31 protein-coding genes and 2 pseudogenes are annotated in these 24,832 nt (G+C 35.4%); 29 read left to right on the forward strand and 4 right to left on the reverse strand.

The genetic code is table 11. The annotated features are described in order from the left end of the window. Nucleotides 1-162: 162 nt before the first annotated feature. The 11 genes and pseudogenes from KQI94_RS09200 (at nt 163) to KQI94_RS09250 (ending at nt 11,003) form a co-directional block, all read left to right on the forward strand. Nucleotides 163-366 carry a DUF378 domain-containing protein gene (locus KQI94_RS09200; protein ID WP_002381996.1) on the forward strand — a complete coding sequence of 68 codons (204 nt, stop codon included), beginning with the start codon at nt 163-165 and terminating at the stop codon, nt 364-366. Nucleotides 367-608: 242 nt separating this feature from the next. Next, nucleotides 609-2,147: a helix-turn-helix domain-containing protein gene (locus KQI94_RS09205; RefSeq protein ID WP_002390027.1), complete on the forward strand. Its 1,539-nt coding sequence runs from the start codon at nt 609-611 to the stop codon at nt 2,145-2,147. Nucleotides 2,148-2,415: 268 nt separating this feature from the next. Further along, nucleotides 2,416-5,436, forward strand: a complete 3,021-nt coding sequence (locus KQI94_RS09210; RefSeq protein ID WP_002369653.1) for a hypothetical protein — start codon at nt 2,416-2,418, stop codon at nt 5,434-5,436. Nucleotides 5,437-5,516: 80 nt separating this feature from the next. Continuing rightward, nucleotides 5,517-5,960: a hypothetical protein gene (locus KQI94_RS09215; protein WP_228770515.1), complete on the forward strand. Its 444-nt coding sequence runs from the start codon at nt 5,517-5,519 to the stop codon at nt 5,958-5,960. Between the two features lie 106 nt (nt 5,961-6,066). Beyond that, on the forward strand, nt 6,067-6,741 hold the full coding sequence (locus KQI94_RS09220; RefSeq protein WP_002369650.1) for a hypothetical protein: 675 nt from the start codon (nt 6,067-6,069) through the stop codon (nt 6,739-6,741). A gap of 28 nt (nt 6,742-6,769) precedes the next feature. Next, nucleotides 6,770-7,084 carry an LPXTG cell wall anchor domain-containing protein gene (locus tag KQI94_RS09225; protein ID WP_002369649.1) on the forward strand — a complete coding sequence of 105 codons (315 nt, stop codon included), beginning with the start codon at nt 6,770-6,772 and terminating at the stop codon, nt 7,082-7,084. A 129-nt stretch (nt 7,085-7,213) separates the two neighbouring features. After that, on the forward strand, nt 7,214-8,530 hold the full coding sequence (locus tag KQI94_RS09230; RefSeq protein ID WP_253296164.1) for a trypsin-like peptidase domain-containing protein: 1,317 nt from the start codon (nt 7,214-7,216) through the stop codon (nt 8,528-8,530). A 61-nt stretch (nt 8,531-8,591) separates the two neighbouring features. Next, nucleotides 8,592-8,942 carry a hypothetical protein gene (locus tag KQI94_RS09235; protein WP_228841246.1) on the forward strand — a complete coding sequence of 117 codons (351 nt, stop codon included), beginning with the start codon at nt 8,592-8,594 and terminating at the stop codon, nt 8,940-8,942. A gap of 113 nt (nt 8,943-9,055) precedes the next feature. Continuing rightward, nucleotides 9,056-9,508 carry a hypothetical protein gene (locus KQI94_RS09240; protein WP_002369645.1) on the forward strand — a complete coding sequence of 151 codons (453 nt, stop codon included), beginning with the start codon at nt 9,056-9,058 and terminating at the stop codon, nt 9,506-9,508. Nucleotides 9,509-10,321: 813 nt separating this feature from the next. Beyond that, nucleotides 10,322-10,833, forward strand: a pseudogene (gene entV, locus KQI94_RS09245) (enterococcin EntV). Then, complete coding sequence (locus tag KQI94_RS09250) at nt 10,818-11,003, forward strand: hypothetical protein (RefSeq protein WP_002384733.1); 186 nt, start codon at nt 10,818-10,820, stop codon at nt 11,001-11,003. The pseudogene entV and the gene KQI94_RS09250 overlap by 16 nt, the downstream one beginning before the upstream one ends. Nucleotides 11,004-11,226: 223 nt before the next feature. Here the strand turns inward: KQI94_RS09250 and KQI94_RS09255 are convergent, their stop codons facing one another. The 4 genes from KQI94_RS09255 to KQI94_RS09270 all read right to left on the reverse strand — a co-directional run bounded on the left by KQI94_RS09255 (nt 11,227) and on the right by KQI94_RS09270 (nt 14,151). Then, nucleotides 11,227-12,357, reverse strand: a complete 1,131-nt coding sequence (locus KQI94_RS09255; protein ID WP_025188598.1) for a site-specific integrase — start codon at nt 12,355-12,357, stop codon at nt 11,227-11,229. 64 nt (nt 12,358-12,421) lie between these two features. Continuing rightward, complete coding sequence (locus KQI94_RS09260) at nt 12,422-12,739, reverse strand: hypothetical protein (protein ID WP_002417372.1); 318 nt, start codon at nt 12,737-12,739, stop codon at nt 12,422-12,424. A gap of 84 nt (nt 12,740-12,823) precedes the next feature. Further along, nucleotides 12,824-13,744 (reverse strand): ImmA/IrrE family metallo-endopeptidase, encoded by a 921-nt coding sequence (locus tag KQI94_RS09265; RefSeq protein WP_002417373.1) that lies wholly within the window; start codon nt 13,742-13,744, stop codon nt 12,824-12,826. 14 nt (nt 13,745-13,758) lie between these two features. Then, the gene (locus tag KQI94_RS09270; RefSeq protein ID WP_002417801.1) at nt 13,759-14,151 is read right to left on the reverse strand and encodes a helix-turn-helix transcriptional regulator; all 393 of its coding nucleotides are present in this window, start codon (nt 14,149-14,151) and stop codon (nt 13,759-13,761) included. A 289-nt stretch (nt 14,152-14,440) separates the two neighbouring features. Here KQI94_RS09270 and KQI94_RS09275 point away from each other — a divergent pair, with 289 nt between their 5' ends. The 18 genes and pseudogenes from KQI94_RS09275 to KQI94_RS09360 all read left to right on the forward strand — a co-directional run. Beyond that, a complete protein-coding gene (locus KQI94_RS09275) occupies nt 14,441-14,632 on the forward strand; it encodes a hypothetical protein (protein ID WP_002417800.1) in 192 nt (63 codons plus the stop codon). Between the two features lie 11 nt (nt 14,633-14,643). Then, complete coding sequence (locus KQI94_RS09280) at nt 14,644-14,973, forward strand: DUF771 domain-containing protein (protein WP_002417361.1); 330 nt, start codon at nt 14,644-14,646, stop codon at nt 14,971-14,973. A 14-nt stretch (nt 14,974-14,987) separates the two neighbouring features. Next, nucleotides 14,988-15,752 carry a Rha family transcriptional regulator gene (locus KQI94_RS09285; protein ID WP_002418136.1) on the forward strand — a complete coding sequence of 255 codons (765 nt, stop codon included), beginning with the start codon at nt 14,988-14,990 and terminating at the stop codon, nt 15,750-15,752. A gap of 2 nt (nt 15,753-15,754) precedes the next feature. Continuing rightward, nucleotides 15,755-15,943, forward strand: coding sequence for a hypothetical protein (locus tag KQI94_RS09290; protein ID WP_002417359.1), 189 nt, complete (start codon nt 15,755-15,757; stop codon nt 15,941-15,943). 17 nt (nt 15,944-15,960) lie between these two features. Next, on the forward strand, nt 15,961-16,137 hold the full coding sequence (locus KQI94_RS09295) for a hypothetical protein (protein ID WP_162837300.1): 177 nt from the start codon (nt 15,961-15,963) through the stop codon (nt 16,135-16,137). 26 nt (nt 16,138-16,163) lie between these two features. Beyond that, nucleotides 16,164-16,457: pseudogene (locus KQI94_RS09300) on the forward strand (DUF1642 domain-containing protein); the annotation flags it as partial. A gap of 43 nt (nt 16,458-16,500) precedes the next feature. Continuing rightward, on the forward strand, nt 16,501-16,683 hold the full coding sequence (locus KQI94_RS09305) for a hypothetical protein (protein ID WP_002392906.1): 183 nt from the start codon (nt 16,501-16,503) through the stop codon (nt 16,681-16,683). Continuing rightward, nucleotides 16,670-17,149: a hypothetical protein gene (locus KQI94_RS09310; protein ID WP_002418135.1), complete on the forward strand. Its 480-nt coding sequence runs from the start codon at nt 16,670-16,672 to the stop codon at nt 17,147-17,149. Before KQI94_RS09305 ends, KQI94_RS09310 begins: the two co-directional genes overlap by 14 nt. A gap of 2 nt (nt 17,150-17,151) precedes the next feature. Continuing rightward, on the forward strand, nt 17,152-18,324 hold the full coding sequence (locus KQI94_RS09315; protein ID WP_002418134.1) for a DUF2800 domain-containing protein: 1,173 nt from the start codon (nt 17,152-17,154) through the stop codon (nt 18,322-18,324). 1 nt (nt 18,325) lies between these two features. Further along, a complete protein-coding gene (locus tag KQI94_RS09320) occupies nt 18,326-18,655 on the forward strand; it encodes a hypothetical protein (protein WP_010815244.1) in 330 nt (109 codons plus the stop codon). A 26-nt stretch (nt 18,656-18,681) separates the two neighbouring features. After that, entirely contained in the window at nt 18,682-19,257 is a 576-nt protein-coding gene (locus KQI94_RS09325; RefSeq protein ID WP_002418132.1) for a DUF2815 family protein, read from the forward strand. A gap of 34 nt (nt 19,258-19,291) precedes the next feature. After that, complete coding sequence (locus KQI94_RS09330; protein WP_002416140.1) at nt 19,292-19,534, forward strand: hypothetical protein; 243 nt, start codon at nt 19,292-19,294, stop codon at nt 19,532-19,534. Next, on the forward strand, nt 19,521-20,069 hold the full coding sequence (locus tag KQI94_RS09335; RefSeq protein ID WP_002418131.1) for a hypothetical protein: 549 nt from the start codon (nt 19,521-19,523) through the stop codon (nt 20,067-20,069). The genes KQI94_RS09330 and KQI94_RS09335 overlap by 14 nt, the downstream gene beginning before the upstream one ends. Beyond that, nucleotides 20,066-22,027 carry a DNA polymerase gene (locus KQI94_RS09340; protein ID WP_002399687.1) on the forward strand — a complete coding sequence of 654 codons (1,962 nt, stop codon included), beginning with the start codon at nt 20,066-20,068 and terminating at the stop codon, nt 22,025-22,027. The genes KQI94_RS09335 and KQI94_RS09340 overlap by 4 nt, the downstream gene beginning before the upstream one ends. A 12-nt stretch (nt 22,028-22,039) precedes the next feature. Next, the gene (locus KQI94_RS09345) at nt 22,040-22,279 is read left to right on the forward strand and encodes a hypothetical protein (RefSeq protein WP_002399686.1); all 240 of its coding nucleotides are present in this window, start codon (nt 22,040-22,042) and stop codon (nt 22,277-22,279) included. 18 nt (nt 22,280-22,297) lie between these two features. Beyond that, entirely contained in the window at nt 22,298-22,597 is a 300-nt protein-coding gene (locus KQI94_RS09350; RefSeq protein ID WP_002417785.1) for a hypothetical protein, read from the forward strand. A gap of 6 nt (nt 22,598-22,603) precedes the next feature. Continuing rightward, nucleotides 22,604-22,783, forward strand: coding sequence for a hypothetical protein (locus KQI94_RS09355; RefSeq protein WP_002417784.1), 180 nt, complete (start codon nt 22,604-22,606; stop codon nt 22,781-22,783). Between the two features lie 18 nt (nt 22,784-22,801). Beyond that, on the forward strand, nt 22,802-24,832 hold a 2,031-nt coding region (locus KQI94_RS09360; protein ID WP_216454378.1), incomplete at its 3' end, for a virulence-associated E family protein.

Raw genomic sequence — 24,832 nt, forward strand, 5'->3', positions numbered from 1 at the left:
AATCTGTTTTTGTCTACTCTTTAGTTATATCATAAAATTCTTAATAATGAAAAAATGATTTGAGAGAATAATTGGAAAAAGTTTTTTTCTGAATCATTATTTTCGTAAATAAAGAATAAACGTGTTACTCTTGGCTTATCAAATTTGGAAGGAGTGTTAAAAATGAAATATCTGGATATTATTGCTTTAATTTTATTGATTGTCGGAGGTTTAAACTGGTTATTAGTTGGTGCATTTAATTTTGATTTAGTTGCAACAATTAGTGGCGGCGCAACCACACCATTAGCAAAAATTATCTATATTATTGTCGGAATTTGTGCGATTTATTCTATTAAGTTTTTAGCTCCTTTGTTCCGCGAACCATAGGATTGATTTAAAAGATTTAGATAACGTGAAGTTATTTTGACTTAGCAATTGAGAGTTTCCTTGAGGAAGGGGACTCTTTTTTTATAAAAATAAAACAAGATGGTTTGAAGTTTAAACTATAAGTCTAAGCAAGTGAGTAGTTCTCTGATTATCTGTCTTTGCTTTTAAGTATATAAAAAGGTATACTCTCAGTTAAATAGTTTTTTTGTTAGAACATTTTCGTAACAAAAGTAATTAGAGGAGTGAACAATCTGGTACCAAAAGAATTAGCAAGTTTATTTTTAACAAAAAAACAAATACAGAAATTAAAAATTTTGTCAAAACTAGAATTTATGAAAGTAGATGCAACCGTTATGGAACAAGAGTTGGGCACTTCTAGAAGACAAATTAAAGAACTTATCAGTGAATTGAATGAAGATATAGAAGAAAATATCTATTTAGTCCTAAATGATGGTCTTATTAAATTCAACTTTAAAGTTGAAGCAGATAAATATATTGAATTGATAACGAATTGTCGCATTAAATATGTCACTGAATCTAGTTTTTTTCAATTAATGTTATTTGTTTTGGAAAAGAGACGTTTTAGTATTTTACAAGCTGCTGAAAGTCTCTCTTACAGTGAGTCCTATGTTTATAAATTAATTAACAAATTAAAACAGTTTTTTAAGCAAGTTGATGCTGGTTTTCAATTAGAAAAAAAGAGTGAAGCAATTATGCAATTAGAGGGATGTGAATCAACTATTAGGCTTTTTCATTATCTCTCTGTAGTTGCTGCTACAAAAGGAAATCATTGGCTTGTAAATACGATTACAGAAAAAGAAATAATTAACACGCGCCAATATGCACCTACAAATAGATGTGAAAAATTATCACCAGTAGGCAAAAATAAAGTGAATTTTCTTTTGGCTATTTATCGATCGGCACTGAAAAGTGATCATCGCTTGGCTCCGTTGACTCAAGATATATTGGATTTGGGAGAAATCATTACGGATCACCATGAAATCAATTTACTTCAAACTTACTTGGGAGAGAAAGATATTGGAAAGGAAAGCTCTCACAATGAACCAATTCATCTTTTATTTTTAGCAAACTATTTTATAGAAGAACTAAGAACAAAGGATGAAAAAATTCAAGCGGGGAAACAAATGTCGGGCTTCGAAGGAAATGGTATTATCAATAGTTGTATTGAAGTAATCCACCAATTGCAACAGAAAATTAATTTCCCAGAAGAGCTACAGTACCTATTATTATATAACTTGTGTAGTCGAGTAATTGTTATTCATTACTTACAGTTATACAAGTTCATGCCCTTGTTCAAGTTTCCAAAACTAAATGGAGAAATGGACTATTTTGTTGAGTCATGTGTAGCTAAAGGCTTAGCCAACTATCAACAAGAACCATCATTTTCAAAATTAGTTGGTAGTTTAACACAAATCATTTTAGGCTATCTTAGTTTAATATTTCCTTATCCACAAAAAGTATTTGTTGAATTTTTTCATCGTCCAGAGTACAAATCAATTATTGAAAATGCGATTGAAACGATGTACAATGCCAACTCTTTGCAAGTAACAGATAATTATACTGAAGCAAATATTGTCGTCTCGGATACTGGCGGTTATGATAAAAAGTATTATTTTCACTTTAAAGATGTTTTTGATCAAGCTGCTTGGACAGAATTAGGCGCATACTTGAATCAATTGGTTAGTAATAGAATTATTGAAAATCATCATTTATCTGTGGATGATATTTTTACTTCTTATTCGTCAAAAAATGAACAATAAAAGAGCTTTATAAATAACTTTAAATAAAAAACTTCTAATGCCCATGTTTTAAGCATGGGCATTAGAAGTTTTTTATGGCTGAAAAAGCAAATTATCCTAGAAGGACAAAAAAATACGTCGGAAAGATAATTAGAAGTTTTATTGTCATGCTACGATATTGATACTTGATAAACAAGTGAATAGCAATGGTTTCGCAGGGATAATTGAGAATTACCATGAGCAGTTATTCAAATAAGCGAATTATTTTTATGTTTTTGGAGGAAAAAATATGAAATGGTTTTACCCCAAAAAAGTGAGTTTTCTTTTTTTTCTTTTTCTTGTATTCCCATTAAAAGAGGCGGATGCCAACACACAAATCGCACCAAAGGACTTTTCTGTTGAAGAAACAACTACTTCAGTACAAAACTCTTCAAATAACATAATACAAAGTAGTGATACAACTCAAATGAATAGTATCGATAAAAATAAGACAAAAGAAAATGAATTTTCATCAATGACTTTGTCTATTCAGCAAGAAAAGGCCATTCAATTGAAAGTTAATCAAGAGTTAACTTCAAAAATGATAGAAGATGCTGTGATTATAAATAACAAACTAAAAGATTCTACAATAGAGTTTATTCCAGAAGAGAATTTATTTCAGACAACTGGAGAGAAAAAAGTCAGAGTGAAAGTAATTGAGAAATTTGATGGGGATTCGAAAGAGATAGAAGAACCAATTACTGTTTCTGTAGAGCGAGTACAAACCATTACTGCAGAACCAAACCCTCAAGATTTAATTTTAGGTAGTGATAGTAGCATGTGGAATAAATTGGATTTTGTAAAGCTGGTTAGCATTGATGGAAAGGAAGTAGATAAAAATGGTTATGTTGTAGACTTTGTGACTGTCCCTGAAACGAACACAGTTCACCAATCACAAGTTAAACTAAAATTATCAGACAGATGGCGAACAAAATCAATTTTCATCGATGTTCCTGTTAATATCGTTTGGGGAGAAAGTATCCTTTATCAAACAAATTATAGTATTGCAATTGAAAGGTCCGCTGCAGCATTCACGCTCCATACGAACAGCAACCCAATTATTACTTCTGCAATTGGGTTATCGAATGGTACTAATAATGACTCACGTGTATATGCAGGTTACGGTATTCTTCCTCAAAATTTATATTATACATTTAATTGGTTTGACTTATCGAATGTGCCATCTTATCTGATGACAGAAGAAGCGAAAGGAACGAAATATGTAGAAGCGAATGCACAAGATAGCGTTGGTATGAAATTAGATGCTTGGGGAAAAAATCGCCAACAAACGGTTCACTATGGAGATGTTGTTAGGGCTTGGTTAGCTATTCCTGATTGGAATTGGCTCTATCATGATAATCAAAGAGCATTGTACAACCAAGGGAAAAATTCTGTGTACTATGAGATTACACCTACTGGCTATAAACCATTGAAAGTTAATTTAGCATCTACGAAAAAACAAAAAATTTCGATTGGTGCTTCAGATAAAGAAATTAGTAACAGAATTGATCAATCCATCGATTTACCTGAAGGGGTAACTGCTCGTTTTGTTAAGTTTCCTCCAAGAACGAAATTGGGGGATAGTTACGGTGTCATAAGGGTGAGTCAAAAATTGAGTACAGGGAAAACTATTGAATACGAGTATTCAGTACCTTTTGAGATTGTAAAAGATCAAATGACTGTGAAGTTTAAAGAAGATGCTAGCTATATTCTCGGACAGTATACCGCTAATTTTGACTATAAAAATTTCATCCAAGAAGTTAAGGTGGGGAACAAAGTACTGAATAAGAATGAATACGATGTAGCAGTATTATCCCAAGTAGAGAGTGAAATTCAGTATATTGGAAAAAATGAAATTCGTTTAAGGGTGTCCTCGGGGCAAAGTACCAATACGGTAGAATCTCTCGTTCCAGTAAATGTTAGTTGGGGACAATCGATTGCTTTTGGCGGACTTGAAATTTCAAGTCTTCCTTCTTCAGAAGCCAGAACCACGGGAGCATATACTTTACAGTTAAATGATAAACCGCAAATAGTTGCTACGCCGGGAAACCGTGAAGGTCTAAATAGCCGAATTCATTATTACTTTACAAATGAAGACTATTACAAAGTAGATTATTTTAATATGCATACAAGCAGAAAGATAAAAGATGCTGACAAAGGGGATAAAAGTGTAACTGCCCAAGGACAACAATATCCACGTGAACCAGTGAATCAGTGGGGCAGAACAGATGTCAATTATGGAGATATCATCCGTTCCTTTGGCGCAGAAAAAGGCCGTCATTGGGTGTATGAAGGAGATGAACAAAAACAATCCTTCGCTCGCAAAAATAATGATTATCTCTACTATGAAATTACCAAACAAGGTTATTCACTTTTAGAAATCAATCGTTTAAACACAAAGAAAGTCAAAGTTCCTGCGAATTCCTCAAAAGAGTACCTAGATTCAATTAAAACTAGCTTTTTTACAAATCTTGATTCCAACAAAATAAACATTATCGGATTTAGTAAATATCCAGATACTAGTAAACCTACCTCTAGTGGCACACTTGAAGTTTCTGAAAAATTAACTACAGGTAAAACAATCACGTATTCTTATGAGGTAACAATTGGAACAACCTATACAATTATGGAACAAGCAGTAGACGAAAAAAACAAGCCTTTATCGAAAGAAAAAATAACTGTCTTAGATTCTACAGACTCCTATCAGCCAAAACCTGATAAATTTCTTGATAATAACGGGACAGTCTATAAATATTTTGGCTACAGTTATACAAATGATTCTAATTCACAACAAGAGACAATTATTGGAATGCCAAATCAAACATTCCGCAGTAATACTAAAATAAAATACTTTTATAGAAATACCGATAAACTTATCAATGTGACACTCCCCACTGACTTAGTTTTTGGAACCTATAATGGTTCGAAAAAGGTTACAGCTAAAAATTATCAAATACGAAATAATTCAGAGGAGCTAAAAACCAATGTCATTTTTGAAAAATTTGAAAAAGTTCATTCCAATGTAAAACTACTAAGTAATACAGAAAAAGAACCAGCCAAAGAAGAAAACAGTGCAAAACTAAACCTTTTAATTGATAATCAGCCAGCTATTAAAGGACTAAATGAAACAACTCAAAGTCAAGGAATTAAAGCATTGGCACCACAATCTACAACCACTATATCGATTGATGGTCAATACTACGGCAAAATGTCGGAAAAAAACATTATGGAATATAAGACTAAATTAAAATTTAAAGCACTGGCAGATTAGGAGGAATTACTATTTTAGAAAAAATAAAACAACGAAAAAAAACAATCATTCTTATTTTGTTAGTTCTTCTTTTAGGAGGCGTGGTTGCCTACAAATTTATTGACAATCAGCCACGAGAAATCATTGGTGGTTCATATTTGCCTGATGAAAAAGATGCGAAAAAAATGTCCAAAGAAGAGCGTAAAAAAGCCAATGAAAAAGAGGTTGACGAATCAAAGTTCACGTTGAGTATTTATCCAGAAGCAACCTTTAAAAATGGTGAGGCAATCGGAGCTATCTACATCCGTAACGAAGTCGAAAATGCTTATCCAATTGCTGTTGAAATTGTTGAAGATAAAACAGGCGATGTAATTTACAATTCAGGTGCAATTCAACCAGGCTATGAAATTACTGAGGGAAAATTAAGTAAGAATTTGGCAAAAGGCAACTATATCTGTACAGCTAATGTTTCAATTTATGATCAAAAAACAAAAAAATACAAAGGTCAAACAGCGGCAGAAATTCAAATTGAAGTAGAAGAATAAGGAGGGGTTTGATGCTAAACCTAAAATATCAAAGGTTTTTACTATAGAAATTCTAGTTAATAGTAGTGGAAACCTGAAAAAACTGTAAGAAAGAGGTAATTAAATTATGTTAAATAAAAAAATGCTTGTTAGTTCAGCAATGTTAGGTGTCTTTAGTTTAGGGTTTGCTGGTCAAGTTTTGGCAGCAGAAGGCGATACGCAAACGATCAATGGTTCAGAAGGAAAAGCAACAACAGCGGATGTGATTACGCGAGGTATTTTGGGAGATGCTGATTCAACAAATCCAGATACGCCATTACCAGAAGGCGATAATCGTTGGGTTATAGTAACTTTACCTACGGCAGTGGTTTTTGAATCAGATAAGGACAAAGCAAACATTTCTTCCCCAAGCAATTATAAAATTGAAAATGAATCTGGTCGTCCTTTGAAAGTTGATGTATCAACTTACGAAGTAACAGGAGGAAATGGTGTAGCAGCTTTAAGTACCTTGAATATTAAACGTTCCACAGGTTATGCCGGTAATCAGACAGTAGCATTGGTTAAAAATGGCGCGAGTAAGCAAAAATATACAATCGATACCGAGTTAGTTCGTTTGGCGAATAATAAGGGGGATTACGGTCAAACAAAAGGAACTGGTGCTAAATCAACCAACTTCGAATTTACAGGAACAATGGATAAGTCAAAACTAGCAAAAGATCAAAACTTTGTAGAATCGAAATTAACCTTTAAATTTACACCATTACGTATGGATGGAAAAACAACCGCAGAAGCAAACAAATAAGCAAAAAAAGTGCTAGGAGGGAGAAGCAGTGAGCAAAACAAAACGATTTGTCTTAATGAGTATCTTCTCTCTCAGTTTAGCGGTGTTTGTATTGCCAATTTTTGTAACAGCAAGTACAGAAACGATGATTCATGTAACTGGAAATTTGGATCCAATAGATACAAAGGAAACTCAAGATTCTCCGAAGCAAGAAGAAACATTTGATAGAAAATTAACGGTTTTAAAAAAAGGAAATTTACCTAGAACAGGAGAAGCGAAAAATACGATTGCATTATTAATTGGAGCAACTATGGCCTTTACAATAATAGTCGCATATGCAAAAAATAAAAAGATAAATAAATGAAACTTGTTCATTATACTGATAAGGATTTATTAAAAGAGACATGAGCAAATCGTGTCTCTTTTAGCCTTATCTTTAGTTAAAAAACAGTAGTGGGAAGTGAAATTACGTATGAAAACAAGGAAAATTAAAATGTATAGTTTTGTAACAATGTTATCTGTGGTAAGCGTTAGTTTAATTAGTCCTGTCGCACATGCTGAAGGAGAGACGATTGAAAACAGAATGGTTTTGTCTAGTGATGATCAAATCCAAATTTTGGATGCGACCCAGGCCCCTTATCGCTCCATCTGTTTTCTTTATATAAATAACATCGTTAGAGGTTCCGGTGTAGTCATCGGGAAAAATGCTATTTTAACAACAAGGGAAGTAGCGTCTGCCGCAGCGAATGGCGAGGCAATTAATATAAAAGTAAATGAAGGAAGGACATCCAAAGATGACTATAACGGCACGTTTTATGGAAAAGAAATAAAATATAGTCCGGACAATCAAGACATAGCCATTGTATATTTAAATCCAAATGAAAAAGGGGGAAATATTGGTGATGAGGATTCAATTGTAAGCTATATTAGTAGCTCAGACCTCCAAGAGGATGCACTAGTAAAAATTATTGGTTACCCAGTAAATAAACCTTTCGCTACTATGTGGGAAACGACGGGAACAGTAATAAGTGAGAAGGACGAGATGATTTATTATAGTGGAAGTGCTGGGAATGAAAATTTAGGTTCACCAGTTTTTAATGAGAAAAATGAATTAATCGGCATCTATTCGAGTAAGACAGCAAAAGGAGAAGGGCTGTTTGTTCCCCTGAAACCTAGCCTGTATGAGTTCATTAAAAAAAATGTAGATGCCCCCCTTATTGAAGGCGAAACCCAAACAATTGAAGGTAAAGAAGGACAGCCTTTTGCAGAAGTCGACGCCCGAGGGAACTTAGGAGAAGTTGATGCAATGAATCCGAATCTACCACTGCCAGAAGGGGATGATCGTTGGTTGAAAATTACATTACCAACTGCTGTTGTTTTTGAATCAGATGAGAAGAAATCTGAAATTACTTCTCCAAAAAATTATAAAATTGAAAATAAATCAGGACGACCTGTCAAAGTCGATGTTGCCTCGTATGAAGTAACTGATGGTGATGGTGTACCTGCATTGACAACGTTAAATATCCAACGGACAGCAGGTTATGGAAGGAATCAAGCAGTTTCATTGATTACCAATGGTGCAAAAAAAGCTAAATATGATATTAATACAGAATTTGTTCGCTTAGCAAATAATCAAGGCGATTATGGTAATCTCAAAGGAATCGGTGAAAAATCGACAAATTTTGAATTTGGAGGAACGATGGATCAATCAAAATTAACAAAAAATCAAAATTTTATTGAATCGAAATTAACCTTAAAATTTGTACCGTTGCGAATGGATGGTAAAACAACTGTCGAAGCAAAAGAATAAAAGTAAAATTACTTCGCCTAAAAATTATCAAATTAAAAATAAGTCGGGACGTCCTATCAAAGTGGATATCTTAACATATGAAATTATGGGCGGTAATGGTGTAGCAGCATTGAATACGTTAAACATTCAGCGTTCAGCTGGGTATCAGGGAACAACAGTGATACCTTTAGTAAATAACGGCGGCACCAAGAATAAATATGATATCCAAAAAGAGTTTGTGCGCTTAGCGAATGGTCAAGGGGACTATGATCAAATGAAAGGCACTGGTATTAAAGAAATAAGCTTTGAATTTACTGGAACAGCGGATTTGTCAAAATTAGAAGAGGAACAAAATTATATTGAATCTAAGTTGACGTTTAAATTTATACCATTGCAAATGAATGGAAAAACGGTTGAAGAAATAAATAAGTAGCACGAAATATGAAAATAGCAGCGGACTATTTAAAAACTGTTCATTCTTAAACACTATGTAAATAGGGTTCATTAAAAAAGTTTAAAGGATGAGGAGGTTGGATTAAACGAAGCATGTATATTAATAAATTATTTTCAACAGAAGTAATTAAGTCGTGTTGTTGTATTAATTTGATAGACTCAAATAAATCAACGTTTACTCAAAAAATTGTTGTTTGGAGAAATGGTACAGAAGCCGAGGTGCTTTCCTTTTTTCAACGAAATTTTACGGATATGATTGTTCAATCAGTGGATTTAATAACTACTATTTGTTTACTATCGAAGGAAGAAATTAATCAGAAAGCAGAAATGAATTTTTTAGATAACTATTGGTTAAGTACATCAATGTATACAGTGGAGGCAGTGACATTGGTAAACGAACAAAAAGAAATTCAAACATTTCAATGTATTGTTTCTGAAACCACTGATCGACAGGAATTATTAAGAAGACTGAAAATGAAAAGTCATAGTAATCTTTATGTCAAAAAACTTTATGGAAATGGCAAATGTTGGTTAAAAAAAAATTAGTAACGATAAGACTGGTTATTAAGAAAGTAGGTGCTATTATGTTAACAACGATTTATTCAGTAGGCTTACTATTATTAGGAGCGTTACTATCCATTGTGCTAGTAGAAACAGTCAAAAAACAAAATAATTAATTGGTAGGTTACACAGGAATAGCGCTTCCTAAAATTTAAATAAAAAATAGTTACACGTGTTAAATAGACACAAAAAAGGTATTACAAAAGATATTCGTTACAGACAAATTTAATAACCAGGCTACTACACATACTTTTGAGGAATGGTGAAAATCAGAACATTAAAATTTATAGAGGTTTCTTTTCAATAAGAAATTAGAAAAACAGATGTACCAGTAAATACTAAAGAATACATTTAAGTAGCTATTTTTATGGACTATTTTATCAGGTGACTAGAAAGCCAAAAGAGCTTAGAAAAACTCTGGCCGTTTTTCTAATGTTGATAAATGATAAACAAACTAAGCGTGTGAAAAAATTCATTTTGCTATTTTTTTACACGCTTAAACATTGATAAAAATGGCAAATAGAAGAACCTAATCCAGCATCAAAAAGACTAGTTGATTTACTTGTTTTAACCATTAGTTCAAATCATAAATAACTGTTTGACCATAAGATTGAGGGCTGTAGGGTCTTTACTTAACTATTATCTATCTTTGTTAGTATTATGTTGATTTAAGAATTAGTGAGAAAAATCAGCTCTAGGATACATAGGAAAATATAAGCATCAAATAGGGATTTTGATGATAAATTATCTTTTTCCTTGTTATGATTATAACAAGGAAAAGAAAGTAGGGATTTATTTATGGAATTACAGGTGACAAAAAAGGCTAAATTTTTTGTTTGGCGATGGCATTACTAATGACATTAGGTATTTTTATCAGTGCTGGTACAAGTGTTTATGCATCTGACCAGCTAGAGGATTCAGAAGTTGAGGCTGTAGCAAAAGGACTGGAAGAAATGTATGCGAATGGAGTGACGGAAGATAACTTTAAAAACTATGTCAAAAATAATTTTGCTCAGCAAGAGATTTCTTCAGTTGAGAAGGAGTTAAATGTAAATATTTCTGATGCTTCAACAGTAGTTCAAGCGCGTTTTAATTGGAATGCATTAGGAAGTTGCGTTGCTAACAAAATCAAAGATGAGTTTTTTGCAATGATTAGTATCAGCGCAATTGTAAAAGCTGCACAAAAGAAAGCCTGGAAAGAATTAGCAGTGACTGTATTACGCTTCGCTAAAGCCAATGGGTTAAAGACGAATGCTATTATTGTAGCTGGACAACTAGCTTTATGGGCAGTTCAATGTGGGCTAAGCTAATGAATTTAAAAGATCATGTTACGGAAATAGTAATTACTTTTATCATCGCTTTTGTGTATACTTGGATAGATTCAGGAGAAATTGAAATCTTAAAAACTCTTTTGATAACAATAATATTTTTAGCCATGTTCTATGCAATACCCAAAATCACCAATAGAAAAAGAAAATGAAGTGGTTTTAGAAAGATAATGTGATAGGAAGTGTAAGAGGAGGTAACGAGCCTTCTCTTGCTTATAGAAAAAAAGAGCTAAAACCTCATAAAATAAAGGTTTTAGCTCTTTTTTGTTTTTCTCTACTTTTCTAAAAATGGAGACGGCGGTCGTAAAACCTAGCTTGTAAATGCTGGTTTTATAGCTGTTTTTAACTGCTTGATGCAAAAATAATGCAAAAAAATTATACATACATTTGTTTCATCACTTCATTAACAGCATTACTTTCTTTTTGTTCCATCTCGTCTAAAATGTGTTGATAGGTTTGTAAAGTGGTTACAATATCCTTATGTCCAAGGCGACGAGATACATATTTTATATTTATTCCTTTATACAACATTATTGAAGCGTGGGTATGCCTTAAACCATGACAGGTCAATTCTTTTGTACTGATCTTTCTACAGAATTTACGTAGGATTTTATTTACAGCTGTATTCGATATAAGTTCCATATTGTCATTCAAAAATACTAAATTATTTTCGTTGCGTAGACCAGATTTTAAATAATATTCTTTTTGATGTAACTGTAATTTCTTTAATAAATCGAGCGTATCATCATCAATAGTGATTATTCTTTTTGATTGATAATTTTTCGTATTGGAGAATGTATGTGTATATTTATAGTCCCATGTTTTATTTACTTTTACAGTTTTATTCTTGAAGTCGATACAGTCCCAAGTCATGCCTATAATTTCTGAAAAACGGCAACCAGTCGCAATACCAAACAGAATAATAAATCGAGAAGTATAAGTGGGTTTTATACCTTCTAATATTTCGTGAACTAGATGGATAGATTCTTGATAATTCAAATATTTCAATTCTTCGTGCTTAGGATTCTTTTTGCCTATAGCTTGTACTCGATAGGTAGGGTCTCTATGAATAATGCCTTCTTCCAAAGCATCTTTAAGAGCAGCTCGCATATACGTATGATGTTTTTTTACTGAAGCTGTAGCGTGTGTTTCCCCATAGTCATTCAGGGCCTTTTGATATTCTTGTCGAGTCAATTCTTTTAATTTTGTATCAGGAAAATATCTCTCACTAAAATCAACAGCCCGACGAATATCACCGTCATTGTCTTGTGATAACTTTCCTTTCCTGTAAACTTCAAACCAGTTTCGAAAATACTCATTAAATAATTTTTCGCCTTCTTTTAGTGAGTATCCTTTAGAATACCTAGCTTCAATTTCTGAGGCTGCCAATTGCGCTTCTTTTTTTGTTGAAAACCCATTACCGCTTTTTGTTTTATATCGGCCATCTTTATCTTTATAAGAGACTCGATATTGCCATCCGCTTTTTAATTTTTTTATGCTCGCCATGATATCACCTCCAATATTCAATTTTGAGTGCCTAATTGAATACATTATAGCTTAGAATAAAAAACTAAAATATCAGCATAAACAGTAAAATTATTAATATTAACCCTAAACAGCCGCAACCTACTTCAGTTGAGTCGTTATTTGAAATGGAATCAGTTTTTTTATTGTATGTTTTATTAGTATTAGATGAAAGAGGATTAACACCAAAAGTAGTTTTATTGTAAGCTTTGTTATATGTTGCTTTTTTCGGGTCTTTAATCCAGCCAGCTCCCTTTTTACCATAAGCTGGTGCTGTTGTTTTTTTTACAGATCTTTTGACTTTACCAGTTGTTCTAGCACTAACTGATTTTTTTATACTAGGTTTTCTTGGTCCTATTTTCATTGTTAAATCCTCATTTCTGATATAATGTATTTATAAGTAAATCTCGAAATGGGTTTTTGAGTCCGTGTTACCGCACGGGCTTATTTATTTTTTGTTAGTATTATCATCAGAGTATAATCCAAGTTCTTCAAAGATATCTTGCCAAAATGGCTTACTCCCATACTTATCTATATATGCTTTTTGTAATGCAATTTTAGAAGCTTCCTCTGCACGTTTTTGTTCTTCTGCAACTTTAGCGTTAATCTTATAATTTATTGCGTGATAAATATTGATATTTTGATTACGTATTTTGAATACATAATTTAAAGCTAAATGATGTGGAAGATGTAATATATGTTCAAAATAGTTTAAAAGACGATTGTGCATAGCTGGTTCACTCATTTTAGTAGCTCTACACATGTCTTTAAATCTATACTTTTTAATAAGCATATATTCTAATCGTTCCGTTGGGCAGAAAAGGATAGATGCAATATTGTTCGCTTCGTTTTCAAACGGAATTAGTTCAGGCAAATACTGTCCTTCTACCTGTTCATTGGCTAATGAAACAAAAACTTGCTTTTTTTTACCATCAAGGATATGAAAATAAAAATGACACAACTCGTGTAAGATAGTAAATATAACTCGTTGAAGCACACGATCTTGATTAATCATTATTAATGTTCTTTTTCCGTTTGGAATAGTGATACCTGAAATTCTATTGACAATGTCGATAGGCAAAAATTGAAAATCTGCATTAAAGACCAAATCTTTATATTTTATCCATGATAAGTCACTTTGAGTCGAAGGCCATTCATCATCTAATGAAAAAATCTCAGTAGGGTCTGCTTCAAAAAAAACAAAGTGGATATTAAACTGTGATTGAAAAAAAGAAATTATATTTTGATAAGTTAATTCTTTAATTTCAACGTGTTGAAAGCGAGAGATATTTAAAAGCAATATGTTTGCCTTTTTGGCATAATCTAAATATTCATTTGTTGGCACGTGTTGATATTCATATTTCGTCATAGGCAGTCACCCGACTAATCTTTCCACTTAGTATCATCATCCAATAATCCTTTAGCAATTTTCATCATGCCTTTAAGGGAATTATTGAATTTTTTCTTTTCTTCTGCGGTCATGTCTTCACTTTCCATCCGAAATGCAGCTAAAAGCTCATTTTCCTCTTCGTCTTTAATCAGGCGAGAAAAATCTTCTTTAGATGAAGAGATATTGGGATTTTCTGTTCTTCCCAATAGATAGTCAACAGAGACATTAAAATATTCTGCAATTTCTTTCAGTTTTTCAGCCGATGGCTGTTTGCCACTTTTTAGACTGTAGAAATAGTTTTCACTATATCCTAAATCTAAAGTTACTTGTTTTATAGTTTTCGATCGATTTTTTGCAAGTATTTTGATACGTTCAAATACTGTCATATCAATATTCTCCTTAGATTCTTACAAAAAAACAATAAAAAAGTGTAGTTTTTAGTTTACAAAAGAAACACTATAGTGTATATTGTTATTGTAAGTTAATTTAATAGATAAAACAAACTAAAACACACCTTATTAGCATTAAGTTTGGCGACCGAGTGCGAAAAAAAGGCTTTGTTATAGGTTTATTTCTTATGCTCTTATACTACACTATAGTGTAGTAGTTAGTCAACAGTATTTTTCTATTTCTATTAAATTAACTTACTAAATTATAAAGAAAGGAGCATAGAACATGCCAGATACAACGAAAGGCAGAACTAAAATTCGTGAATACTTTGATGATAAGAAAATTTCATTAACATCTGTAGCAACATACTTCAACATTCCCAAACAAGACTTGAACGATTATCTTTCTGGAAAAAATCAAAGTAAAAAGGCTCACGAAACACTGACTGCAATTATTGAATACTACAAAATCAGATAGGGGGCAGTAAGATGACGCAACTGATAGAATCAAAGATTTCAATCAAGATACCATCTAATTTGATTCTTATTGAAAAGGCAAAAGTTTTAGAATTGGAAAACCAAAGCTTAATTGGTCAGACATGGAATGCGAAAGATGTAACTAATCGTTTAGGCGGCAAAGATATACGTGACTGGAAACTTGTTTTCTATAAACACCGTGAAGAGGTAGATATAAAAAATGGTGGATTTGTAAAGTTCCCAACTAGAAAAGGGATGCCATGGAAGTTCCACGCTAAGATGACAGCTCATTTTATAGATAATCATTGGAAAGAGTTCATGGAGACAAAAGATCGTTTTTAAAGGAGGAAAAAAGAATGACAAATTTAGTAATTATGAAAGACCAACAAGCGGTAACAAGTAGTTTACAAGTTGCAGAAGTATTTGAAAAGCAACACAAAGATGTATTAGAGGCAATTGACACAAAAATTAAATCGGCGGAAAATTCCGCTCATTACCAAAATATGTTTGCCGAAGGAGAATATAAAGATTCAAGAGGTAGAAAACAAAGGTTGTATTACATGAATCGTGACGGTTTTTCTTTTATTGCATTTGGATTCACAGGTCAAAAAGCAGATACATTCAAACTGAAATATATTGAGGCTTTTAATCAAATGGAAAATCACATCAAAGAACAATTAGACACATCAACTTTAAGTCCAGAACTACAATTCATGAATAGCGTAGTCCAATCATTAGCCAAGCAAGAAATGGAAACGAAACGTATCGAAACAAAAGTGGATAACATTAGCGAGATTGTGGCATTGAATACTGTTGACTGGCGCAGAGATAGTCAACGACTCATTTCTAAAATTGCTCAATCACGTGATGGTGGTGCCAATTATCAACTCGTGCGGTCGGAAATTTATCAAGAAACAGAACGACGTGCGAAAGCTGACCTGAATCGACGGTTAAAAAATCGGAAACAAAGGATGGCGCTAGAAGGTGTAGGGAAATCAAAAATCAATGCCCTTAACAAGTTAGACATTATTGGTGAAAACAGCAGATTATTAGAAATCTATATTTCTGTGGTTAAAGATTTTGCCATTAAGCATGGTGTTGCTTTAAATGGAGCTTTATAGCTATGTCCTACAACGAAGAACAGCAAAAATGGATATATGAACAAATTCAAGCTGAACGCCGCATGATTCAAATAGACAGAGAAGCATTAAAGAAATCTGGCAGACTGACGGATAAGGAATTATCGAGGATGCAGAGCGAGTTGGAATTTTTACGTGAAATGGAGCTAGAGAATAAAGTTCAACTATCTTGAGAAAGGGGAAAATGAAGATGAAAAAATTATATCAAGCGAGACTATTCGGCGCCTTCCTAGCGATGATTGCATTAGGCATTGCGCTAAAAAGTAACTTCACACTTATTGCGTTGTTGTTAGTAGGCACGCCGTTAATTGTTGTATGGTTTTTTAACTGGGATGAAGCAAAGTACGAAGCTAATTCAAAAAAGTAACGAAAGTGGTGAAGTAAATGCTATCTACAGATGAAGAGTTGCTTACCAAGAAAGGTTTGGAATGGACGGAAGAAGTAGAAGAAAATCAAGAACTGCATACACGTGCGATTCTTGATGGTTACACAGTGAAAAAAGAACCAATGTATGAAATTCCTTTATCTTGTTTAAAAACAACGGATGGAGAAGTTCAGTATCTAAGCTATAAAGATAAAAAATGGTTTGCTAGTAGAAAACATACTTGGCTAAAACAACGTTTCACAGAAACAGAACTAAAAGAAAAAGTACCTGAATTTTATCGGGAATTAGCAAAGGAAGTGTAACGCTTTGTTATCACCGTACAAGAAAATTAGGCGAAAAGCGGGCATGTCACAAGAAGAATTAGCGAAAAGAATGCTGCTTCCTGTGAAGCTGATAAAAGTTTATGAAAAACGTAATGTAGACCCACCGTTGCATTATCACGCAAATTTTAAAGCGATTTTCAATGTAACAGATGAAGACATTAACCAATTAAAAACAACTGGAGGAATAAAAAATGCCAAAAATTAACTTAGCAATTGAAGCAGATTCAGCAACAGAAATGAAAGAAATTTTATCTCAATTAGCAACAGGAAGCGTTGTAGAAGTAACGCAATCTTTAAATACAGCGGATAAAAAAGCTACAGAAGAAGTACAAAAAGCAGCGAAGAAAGAACCTGCAAAAAAGAAAAAAGCAACTGCGAAGAAGAAAGAAGAAGTTTCTACGGCCTCAACCTCAGACACCGAACCATCGAAAACTGGGGAGAAAGTCGCGCCTACTGATTCAGAAACAGAAGAAGTATCAGCAACAGCCGATTTACATCCAGGGGCAACAAAAGCAGATGTACAAGCAGCAATGAAAAAAGCAATGGCAAACGGCAATCGTGATCGGATTAAAATGTGCTTTGGCCGTTACAACGCAGAAAAACTTTCAGACTTGAAAGAAGAGCATTACGGCAAATTTATCACTGACTTAGAAACGCTGGTAGGTGAATAAGCATGCCGGTAGGAAGTCATGCCTTATTAGGGGCGAGTAGTGCGCATCGGTGGCTAATATGCCCACCTTTGGCACGACTAGAAGAAAAAGTAAAAGATCGTGGCAGCTCTTATGCGGAGGAGGGAACAACTGCGCACGAATTAGCAGAGTTGTATTTGGCGAAGCGGTTTAAGCTATTAACCGCTAGAGCGGTAAACTCTCGATTGAAATTTTTTGAACAAGACCATCCGTATTGTGATGAATCTATGAAAGAATATGTCACTGCTTATTGCGATTTAGTAGAAGAACGTGTCAATCAATACGAAAATGCCACAGTCGAATTAGAACAAAAAGTAGATTTTTCAAAATGGGTTCCAGAAGGATTTGGAACTTCGGACGTGGTTGTCTTATCTGATAAGACGATTGAAATTATCGACTTGAAATACGGCAAAGGCGTTCCTGTTGATGCGTATTTAAACCCTCAACTGATGTTATATGCGCTTGGTGCGGTGGATAAGTACGACATCATTTACGAATTTGAAACCGTGCGGATGACGATTATTCAGCCTCGTTTAGACAATATTTCAACCTTTGAAATTGAAAAAGAAGAGTTGCTTTATTGGGCCGATAATTACGTGGCGCCTCGAGCAGTGCAGGCTTGGGAAGGTACAGGAGAGTGGACGATTACAGACGACGTTGTGAAGTTTTCAAAAGTTCGTGCCCAACTACGGCCACGTGCGGAGAGAAATTTTCAGCTGATTGACAAGCACGAGCTGAAAGAAGCACCGCTTTTAACCAATGAAGAAATTGCTGAAATTTTAGAACGTGCGCCAGAGATAAAAAAATGGCTGGAACATGTGGAAACTTACGCTTTACTGAAAGCACGTGACGAAGGCGAAGAGTTCCCTGGTTGGAAAGTAGTTGCTGGGCGAAGTAATCGAAAAATTTCAGATAATGAAGGGTTGCTGATGGTTTTAGAAGCCGAAGGGTTTGAAGATGAAGACATTTTAAAACCGCAAGAATTGAAAGCCATTGGGCAATTAGAAAAAGTCGTCGGCAAGAAAAAATTTGCGGAATTAGCTGCAGACTTCATCATCAAACCAGAAGGAAAGCCTGTTCTTGTTCCTGAAAGTGACAAGCGACCAGCGTTAAACAGCGTAGAAAATGCGCTTAATGATTTTGAAGGGGTGGAATAAAATGCCTCAAAAAGCATGTAAAGAAAAGCCTGTAATTTTTAGCGGTAAAGGTTATTACATCACAAGAGAAGATACACGCAATGTTGGGCTTTATGTATTCAGTGAGAATAAAGTGTTATTTAAAGGATATTTTAACACGATTGAAGCGGCGTTATCGTCGTTAGTTACTAACTCATTGCTTGTAGATGAAACGTGGACAATGAACCTAAAAACCTATAAAGAATCTATTTTAGAGATGAAAGAACAAATCATCTCAGATATTAAACAGTATTTTACAGATCAAGCTTCTAATTCGTTAGATGATTTAGAAGAAGACGAATTATTCAACTAAAAAATATAAGAAAGTAGGAATTTAAAATGGCAAAAGTAACTGGAACGAAAGTAATTACAAATCAAGTGAGATTAAGTTTTGTGCATGTGTTAGAACCTCATGCGATGGAAGAAGGACAAGAGAAAAAATATTCTTGCATGTTGATTATTCCAAAAGACGATAAAGAAACACTTAAAGCGATGAAAGAAGCAATCAAAACAGCCTATGAAGGCGCAAAAGGGGACAAATTAAAAGGTGTTAAATTTGACCGTTTAAAAACGACCTTACGCGATGGTGATGAAGAAATGGACACCGAAGAACGCCCAGAATTTGAAAACGCGATGTTTATCAATGTATCAAGTAAAACGAAACCACAAGTCGTAAAACGTGAAGACGGCGTGCTTGTAAAAACAGACGATCTAGACGAAGTTTATTCAGGTGTTTATGCGATTGCATCTATTAACTTTTATGCTTACAGTACCGCAGGAAACAAAGGGGTTACTGCTGGGCTAAACAACATTTTAACGTTATGTAAAGGGGACTTCTTAGGCGGTCGTGCCAATGCTGAATCCGACTTTGGTGACCTAGAATGGGAAGACGAAGAAGACGATATGTTTAGCTAAAAATTGAATAAGGGGCTAAAATGCCCCTTTTCTTTTGAAAGGAGAAATTGAAATGAGTAAACGGCCAGTTTATTTACCAATAGAATTACACGATGTTTTTGAACTACTTGAAGAGAGAAAATCAAATATGATTTATTTTACTACAGCTAAAGGTTCACTTGTTCAGGTAAACGAGTATTCACTTAGACTGTCTGAACTACCGAATATGGCATTTTACGTTAAACAAGAATATACATCAGTAGAAGATCAGGAGGTAGGAAAAAATGAAACCAACTAAAGCACGTTTAAGAAACTATGTGGACACCTTAAAAAATTCAGTGGAAAAAGAAATAAGAGCAAAAAAGACGAAGGCTATTCGTGCACATATTGAATCAGAGTGGCTGAAAATTGATCCTGAATTTAAGAAATTACGCGACTATTTTGAATCACTCAAGATTCGCCAAAACGTAAAAAATGAACTTGTCGATCTGTTAGAAGAAAACAGTTTGGAAATATGGAGCTTTTATCGCGATACGGATGCTAGAGATTTTGAAACCTATAAGAAAGGGTTTCTTGAAAAACTTAAGTATAACTCAATAAAAGGGCTTGCGAAAGTAGAAGCTGTTTACGATCAAGAAATCCGAGAGGTAAGAGAAACGTACAATGCGATTATTGCAAATGTAGAAAGAGTGCCTGCTAAACAAGGAGTGGCTTATCTTGAAGAACTAGGGATCAACGTTGATGTTTTTAAAGAGGAAGAAGCACAGCTTCCGATGATTGCCGTTGATAAAAGTAAATTGCGGTTACCATCTGAAACGGCTGATAGCAAATGAAAACGTTAAATATTGATATTGAAACGTATTCGGATGAAGACTTAACCAAAGTTGGGGTTTATAAATACGCTGATAGCCCCAACTTTGAAATTTTACTTTTTGCTTATTCGGTTGATGGTCAGCCTGTCGAATGTGAGGACTTAACAATTAGCGAAATACCTGACGAGATAGTGGCTGCGCTAACAGATAAGAACGTGCTTAAAATTGCATTTAATGCCCAATTTGAGCGCGTTTGTTTGTCTAAGTATTTAGGTATTCCGTACTACTTAGACCCTGCACAATGGCACTGTACGATGGTTCACGCAAACGAATTAGGGTTGCCAGCTTCTTTAGGGCAATGTGCGAAATATTTAAACATCGAACAGCAAAAAGACACAAGAGGTACGCAACTGATTAACTTCTTTTCTAAACCGTGTAAGCCGACCAAGAAAAACGGCATGCGTACAAGGAATTTACCTGAACACGCTCCCGAAAAATGGCAAACGTTTATAGAGTATTGTATTCAAGACGTCAATGTAGAAATGGCTATCGCGAATAAGTTGAATCGCTTCCCTGTCCCCGAAAGTGAGTGGAAGCTTTACACCTTGGATCAGCGGATTAACGACAGAGGGGCAGAAATTGACCACGAATTGGCAACGGCTGCTATTGATATTATGGCCGATTTAAGCGAAGCGGGATTAAACGAAATGAAGGCTTTAACAGGATTGGAAAATCCTAACAGCTTAGCGCAACTGAAAAAGTGGCTAGAAGAACAAGGAACGCCTTTCGAGAAGTTAGGAAAAGAGGTTGTGTTAAAGGCTCTAGCATTAGGAAACTTGCCCGAGAATGTGGCGGAGGTATTAAAATTGCGCCTTAGTTTGTCTAATTCAAGCACGAAAAAATATCTGATGATGGATAATGCACGTTGTTCAGATAATCGCATTCATGGCATTTTACAATTTTACGGTGCCAACCGCACAGGACGGTGGGCAGGGCGATTATTACAAGTACAGAACTTGCCTAGAAACTATTTAAGTGAAATTGATTTTGCCCGTCAGCTTGTGAAAGCAAAAGATGTTGAAGGCATCGAATTAATGTATGAAGATGTGCCAGACACATTGAAACAACTTATCCGAACAGGTTTAGTTGCCAAAGAAGGGCATCGGTTCATCGTGTCTGACTTTTCAGCCATTGAGGCCCGAGTGATTGCTTGGTATGCCAAACAAGATTGGGTATTAGAAGTATTCCGCACACACGGCAAAATTTACGAAGCAACAGCGGCGCAGATGTTCCATTTAGGCGAAGTGACGGACTACGACTGGAAAAGCCACGAAGGTAAAGACATGCGCCAACGTGGAAAAGTGGCGACATTGGCGCTTGGTTACCAAGGCGGACCAGGGGCGCTTAAAGCAATGGGTGCATTAGAAAACGGCATTGAAGAACACGAATTACAAGACATTGTGGACCGTTGGCGTACAGCCAATAAACGCATTAAGAACTTTTGGCATGAAACCCAAAAAGCTGTGATTGACTGTTTACAAAACGGCGGCATTAAAAAAGGCCCTCGTGGGTTGAAATTTTATAAAAAAGCAGGATTCTTGTTTATTCAGCTACCAAGCGGACGAAAACTAGCGTATGCAAAAGCGCATTTAAAAGAAGGTGACTACGGTCCTGCTATTTTTTATGAAGGGCAAGGCGATAAAGTCGCTTTCACGGAACAGCAAACCTACGGCGGTAAATTGGTGGAAAACATTGTCCAAGCAACGGCAAGAGACGTTTTAGCAGAAGCGATGCAGAGGCTTGAACGTGAGGGCTATCCTATTGTTTTCCATGTGCACGATGAGGCAGTAGCCGAAGTGCCAGAAGGGGAAAAATCTATTGAAGAAATGAACAAAATCATGTCTGTAGTTCCTGATTGGGCGGAAGGCTTGCCGTTAAACGCCGAAGGATTTGAAACGAAATATTACATGAAAGATTAGGAGGTTCAGATAATGGCACTAAATTATGTAAAGTTAGAACTGACAACTGGTGGAGTTTTTTCAACTGGGAAAGTTTTTGAATTTAGTTACAGTGATTATGAAAATTTTAAGCACCGCTTTTTAAAACGCTTTGGAAATATTTGTTCAAATAAGAAATTTAAAGATTTGATAAAAAATACAAACGATTTTGAGGAATTAGAATTTGTATTTTTTGATAGCGATGATTGGGAATTGAAAATCACTAAAAATTAGAAAAAGGAGCGATAGAAAATGAAACTAAAACTAGTTGATGTTGAAACTAATCCTCACGAAGAAGAAGTGGGGACATGTGAATTTTGTATGAGTGTTGAAATGGTCAATGAGCCCGTTTTTGTTTTTAAAAAAGATATTGGGGAACTCGTTCGTGTTAAAGCATTCATTTGGAGTTGGGGTTTTTATGATGAGGAAAATATCGAAAATATCGTAGATTTTGCTGCTTATGTCAACGAACAGGAGTTTGACGAAGAGCAAGAGCTAGATTATAGCTGGTTAACTAATCTAATTTACGAGTACAAATATGGAAAGGACTAAGAATAAATGGGAGAAGTATTATTTATATTAATGGCCTTAGCGCTTTATTTTTTGTTAGGCTATTTTGTTGGCATTCGTAAATACCTGAAAGCGATAAGCGCTTCGCTTAATTATGAGCGGGAATTACCCACAAGTGATTATCAAGAAGGATGGCTTGACTGTTTAGGTTTCATCCTTAAACAATAAAAGAAAGGAAGCGGAAAGATGGAACAGCCAGAAAAAAACATCAAATTAGCCTATGATGGTGAAATCCATCTTGCAGTGGGTGCTTCAAAAACCGAGAAAAAATGGAAAAATCGGCAGATGTCTTGGTCGGATTTTACCCAACGATTGAAAACGCCGACAGTGACACAAGAGACTGTCGAAGACTACAAAAAAATGCCAAAGTCTAAGCAGGGCGAAGTTAAAGACGTTGGGGCGTTTATTGGTGGTTGGTTAAAAGAAGGACGACGGAAAAGAGGAAACACGCAACAGCGAAGTCTTGTTACGTTAGATGCCGACAGTACGACGTTAGACTTTTGGGACGATGTACAGCTGTTATTTGACCATGCCGCAGCTGTCTACACGACACACAGCCATTTAGTGAAAGGTCCGCGTTATCGCTTGATTATTCCGTTAAGTCGCCCAGTGACCGCCGAAGAATATGAGCCCCTAGCGAGAAAGCTTGCGGAGTTTTTCGGCATGGATAACTTCGATGATACGACGTATCAGGCAGAACGTTTAATGTATTGGCCCAGTCATTCGATAGACGGGGAATATTTCACCGATAACATCGATTTGCCGTGGGTCGATCCTGACGAAATTCTAAGCCAATACGAAGACTGGCGAGATGCGAGTTTTTGGCCTGAAAGTTCTCGCGGGCATTCAATTCGTGAAAGACAAGCAAAAAAAGCAGGCGACCCATTAGAGAAAAAAGGGGTTGTCGGGGCGTTTTGTCGCACGTATGACATTGTTTCAGCGATTGAAACCTTTTTACCTGACATCTACGGATCAACAGGAAGAGAGGACCGTTGGACATTTTTAGAAGGTTCTACTAGTGGTGGGTTAGTGATTTATGATGATAAGTTCGCTTATTCTCACCACGGTACGGATCCTGTAGGCGATCAACTGGTGAACGCGTTTGACCTTGTCCGCATTCATTTGTTTGGCGATTTAGATGAGGATGTCAAACCGACAACTCGGATTGACCGTTATCCATCGTTTAAAGCGATGCGAGAGTTCGCGATGGAAGACAAGCAAGTGAAGACCTTACTTCAAAGCGAACGGTTGTCACAAGCGTTAGAAGACTTTGACGGCGAGCTAGACGAATTGGAAGAGAACGACAAAGACTGGTTTACAAAATTGGACCTCGAAATTGATGAATACGGTCAGATTATGGCTTCCGCGAAAAATTTAGAAGTCATTATGCTGAACGACCCGAACCTCAAAAAGAAAATTTTTATGAACAGTTTCTCTAATCGTATTGAGGTGAAAGACAACTTGCCTTGGCGGAAGTTAGATCGAGACAAGATGTGGAAGGACAGCGACGATGCGGGGTTACGTGTATACATCGAAAAAATTTACGGTATTGTGAACCGTGGCAAAATCGATGATGCGCTAGTCCAAGAAATCGAAAGAAACTCATATGACCCCGTAAAAGAATACCTAGAAAGCTTGCACTGGGACGGAGTGCCTCGCGTAGAAACTTTACTAATAGACTACTTAGGCGCAGAAGATACGTCGTTTAATCGGGTTGTTACGAAAAAATTTTTAACGGCTGCCGTAGGGCGTATTTTTGTGCCAGGGATTAAGTTTGACTACATGCTAGTGACTAGCGGTCCGCAAGGAATAGGAAAAACGCTATTGCCTGCAAAATTGGCGGGAGACTGGTTTTCTAACAGCTTAGAAGGTGTGACGGGGAAAGACTCTTACGAAGCGTTGCAAGGTGTTTGGATCATGGAAATGGGCGAATTGTCAGCGACAAAAAAAGCAGACATTGAAGCCACCAAACATTTTATTAGCAAGCAAGAAGACATTTTCCGCGTTGCTTACGGTCGGCATAAGTCCTATTTTAAACGCCGTTGTGTCTTTTGGGGAACAACGAACGACAACGAGTTTCTGAGAGATAAAACAGGAAATCGGCGTTTTTGGCCAGTAGACGTCGGCATTCAACCGATTAAAAATAAAGTGTGGGAAATGACCGACGAAACGCGCAATCAGATATGGGCAGAAGCCGTTAAGTTGTGGCAAGCAGGA

The organism is Enterococcus sp. S183_ASV_20 (assembly GCF_018919685.1).
Lineage (GTDB): Bacteria > Bacillota > Bacilli > Lactobacillales > Enterococcaceae > Enterococcus > Enterococcus faecalis.

Coding starts and splice junctions, on each gene's coding strand:
- KQI94_RS09230 (WP_253296164.1), top strand. CDS start 7,214: ATGTATAGTTTTGTAACAATGTTATCTGTGGTAAGCGTTAGTTTAATT.
- KQI94_RS09290 (WP_002417359.1), top strand. CDS start 15,755: ATGTCCTACAACGAAGAACAGCAAAAATGGATATATGAACAAATTCAA.
- KQI94_RS09315 (WP_002418134.1), top strand. CDS start 17,152: ATGCCGGTAGGAAGTCATGCCTTATTAGGGGCGAGTAGTGCGCATCGG.
- KQI94_RS09255 (WP_025188598.1), bottom strand. CDS start 12,357: ATGGCGAGCATAAAAAAATTAAAAAGCGGATGGCAATATCGAGTCTCT.
- KQI94_RS09200 (WP_002381996.1), top strand. CDS start 163: ATGAAATATCTGGATATTATTGCTTTAATTTTATTGATTGTCGGAGGT.
- KQI94_RS09325 (WP_002418132.1), top strand. CDS start 18,682: ATGGCAAAAGTAACTGGAACGAAAGTAATTACAAATCAAGTGAGATTA.
- KQI94_RS09280 (WP_002417361.1), top strand. CDS start 14,644: ATGACGCAACTGATAGAATCAAAGATTTCAATCAAGATACCATCTAAT.
- KQI94_RS09250 (WP_002384733.1), top strand. CDS start 10,818: ATGTGGGCTAAGCTAATGAATTTAAAAGATCATGTTACGGAAATAGTA.
- KQI94_RS09210 (WP_002369653.1), top strand. CDS start 2,416: ATGAAATGGTTTTACCCCAAAAAAGTGAGTTTTCTTTTTTTTCTTTTT.
- KQI94_RS09345 (WP_002399686.1), top strand. CDS start 22,040: ATGGCACTAAATTATGTAAAGTTAGAACTGACAACTGGTGGAGTTTTT.
- KQI94_RS09310 (WP_002418135.1), top strand. CDS start 16,670: ATGCCAAAAATTAACTTAGCAATTGAAGCAGATTCAGCAACAGAAATG.
- KQI94_RS09220 (WP_002369650.1), top strand. CDS start 6,067: ATGTTAAATAAAAAAATGCTTGTTAGTTCAGCAATGTTAGGTGTCTTT.
- KQI94_RS09270 (WP_002417801.1), bottom strand. CDS start 14,151: ATGACAGTATTTGAACGTATCAAAATACTTGCAAAAAATCGATCGAAA.
- KQI94_RS09265 (WP_002417373.1), bottom strand. CDS start 13,744: ATGACGAAATATGAATATCAACACGTGCCAACAAATGAATATTTAGAT.
- KQI94_RS09340 (WP_002399687.1), top strand. CDS start 20,066: ATGAAAACGTTAAATATTGATATTGAAACGTATTCGGATGAAGACTTA.
- KQI94_RS09285 (WP_002418136.1), top strand. CDS start 14,988: ATGACAAATTTAGTAATTATGAAAGACCAACAAGCGGTAACAAGTAGT.
- KQI94_RS09305 (WP_002392906.1), top strand. CDS start 16,501: ATGTCACAAGAAGAATTAGCGAAAAGAATGCTGCTTCCTGTGAAGCTG.
- KQI94_RS09320 (WP_010815244.1), top strand. CDS start 18,326: ATGCCTCAAAAAGCATGTAAAGAAAAGCCTGTAATTTTTAGCGGTAAA.
- KQI94_RS09350 (WP_002417785.1), top strand. CDS start 22,298: ATGAAACTAAAACTAGTTGATGTTGAAACTAATCCTCACGAAGAAGAA.
- KQI94_RS09335 (WP_002418131.1), top strand. CDS start 19,521: ATGAAACCAACTAAAGCACGTTTAAGAAACTATGTGGACACCTTAAAA.
- KQI94_RS09355 (WP_002417784.1), top strand. CDS start 22,604: ATGGGAGAAGTATTATTTATATTAATGGCCTTAGCGCTTTATTTTTTG.
- KQI94_RS09240 (WP_002369645.1), top strand. CDS start 9,056: ATGTATATTAATAAATTATTTTCAACAGAAGTAATTAAGTCGTGTTGT.
- KQI94_RS09275 (WP_002417800.1), top strand. CDS start 14,441: ATGCCAGATACAACGAAAGGCAGAACTAAAATTCGTGAATACTTTGAT.
- KQI94_RS09295 (WP_162837300.1), top strand. CDS start 15,961: ATGAAAAAATTATATCAAGCGAGACTATTCGGCGCCTTCCTAGCGATG.
- KQI94_RS09260 (WP_002417372.1), bottom strand. CDS start 12,739: ATGAAAATAGGACCAAGAAAACCTAGTATAAAAAAATCAGTTAGTGCT.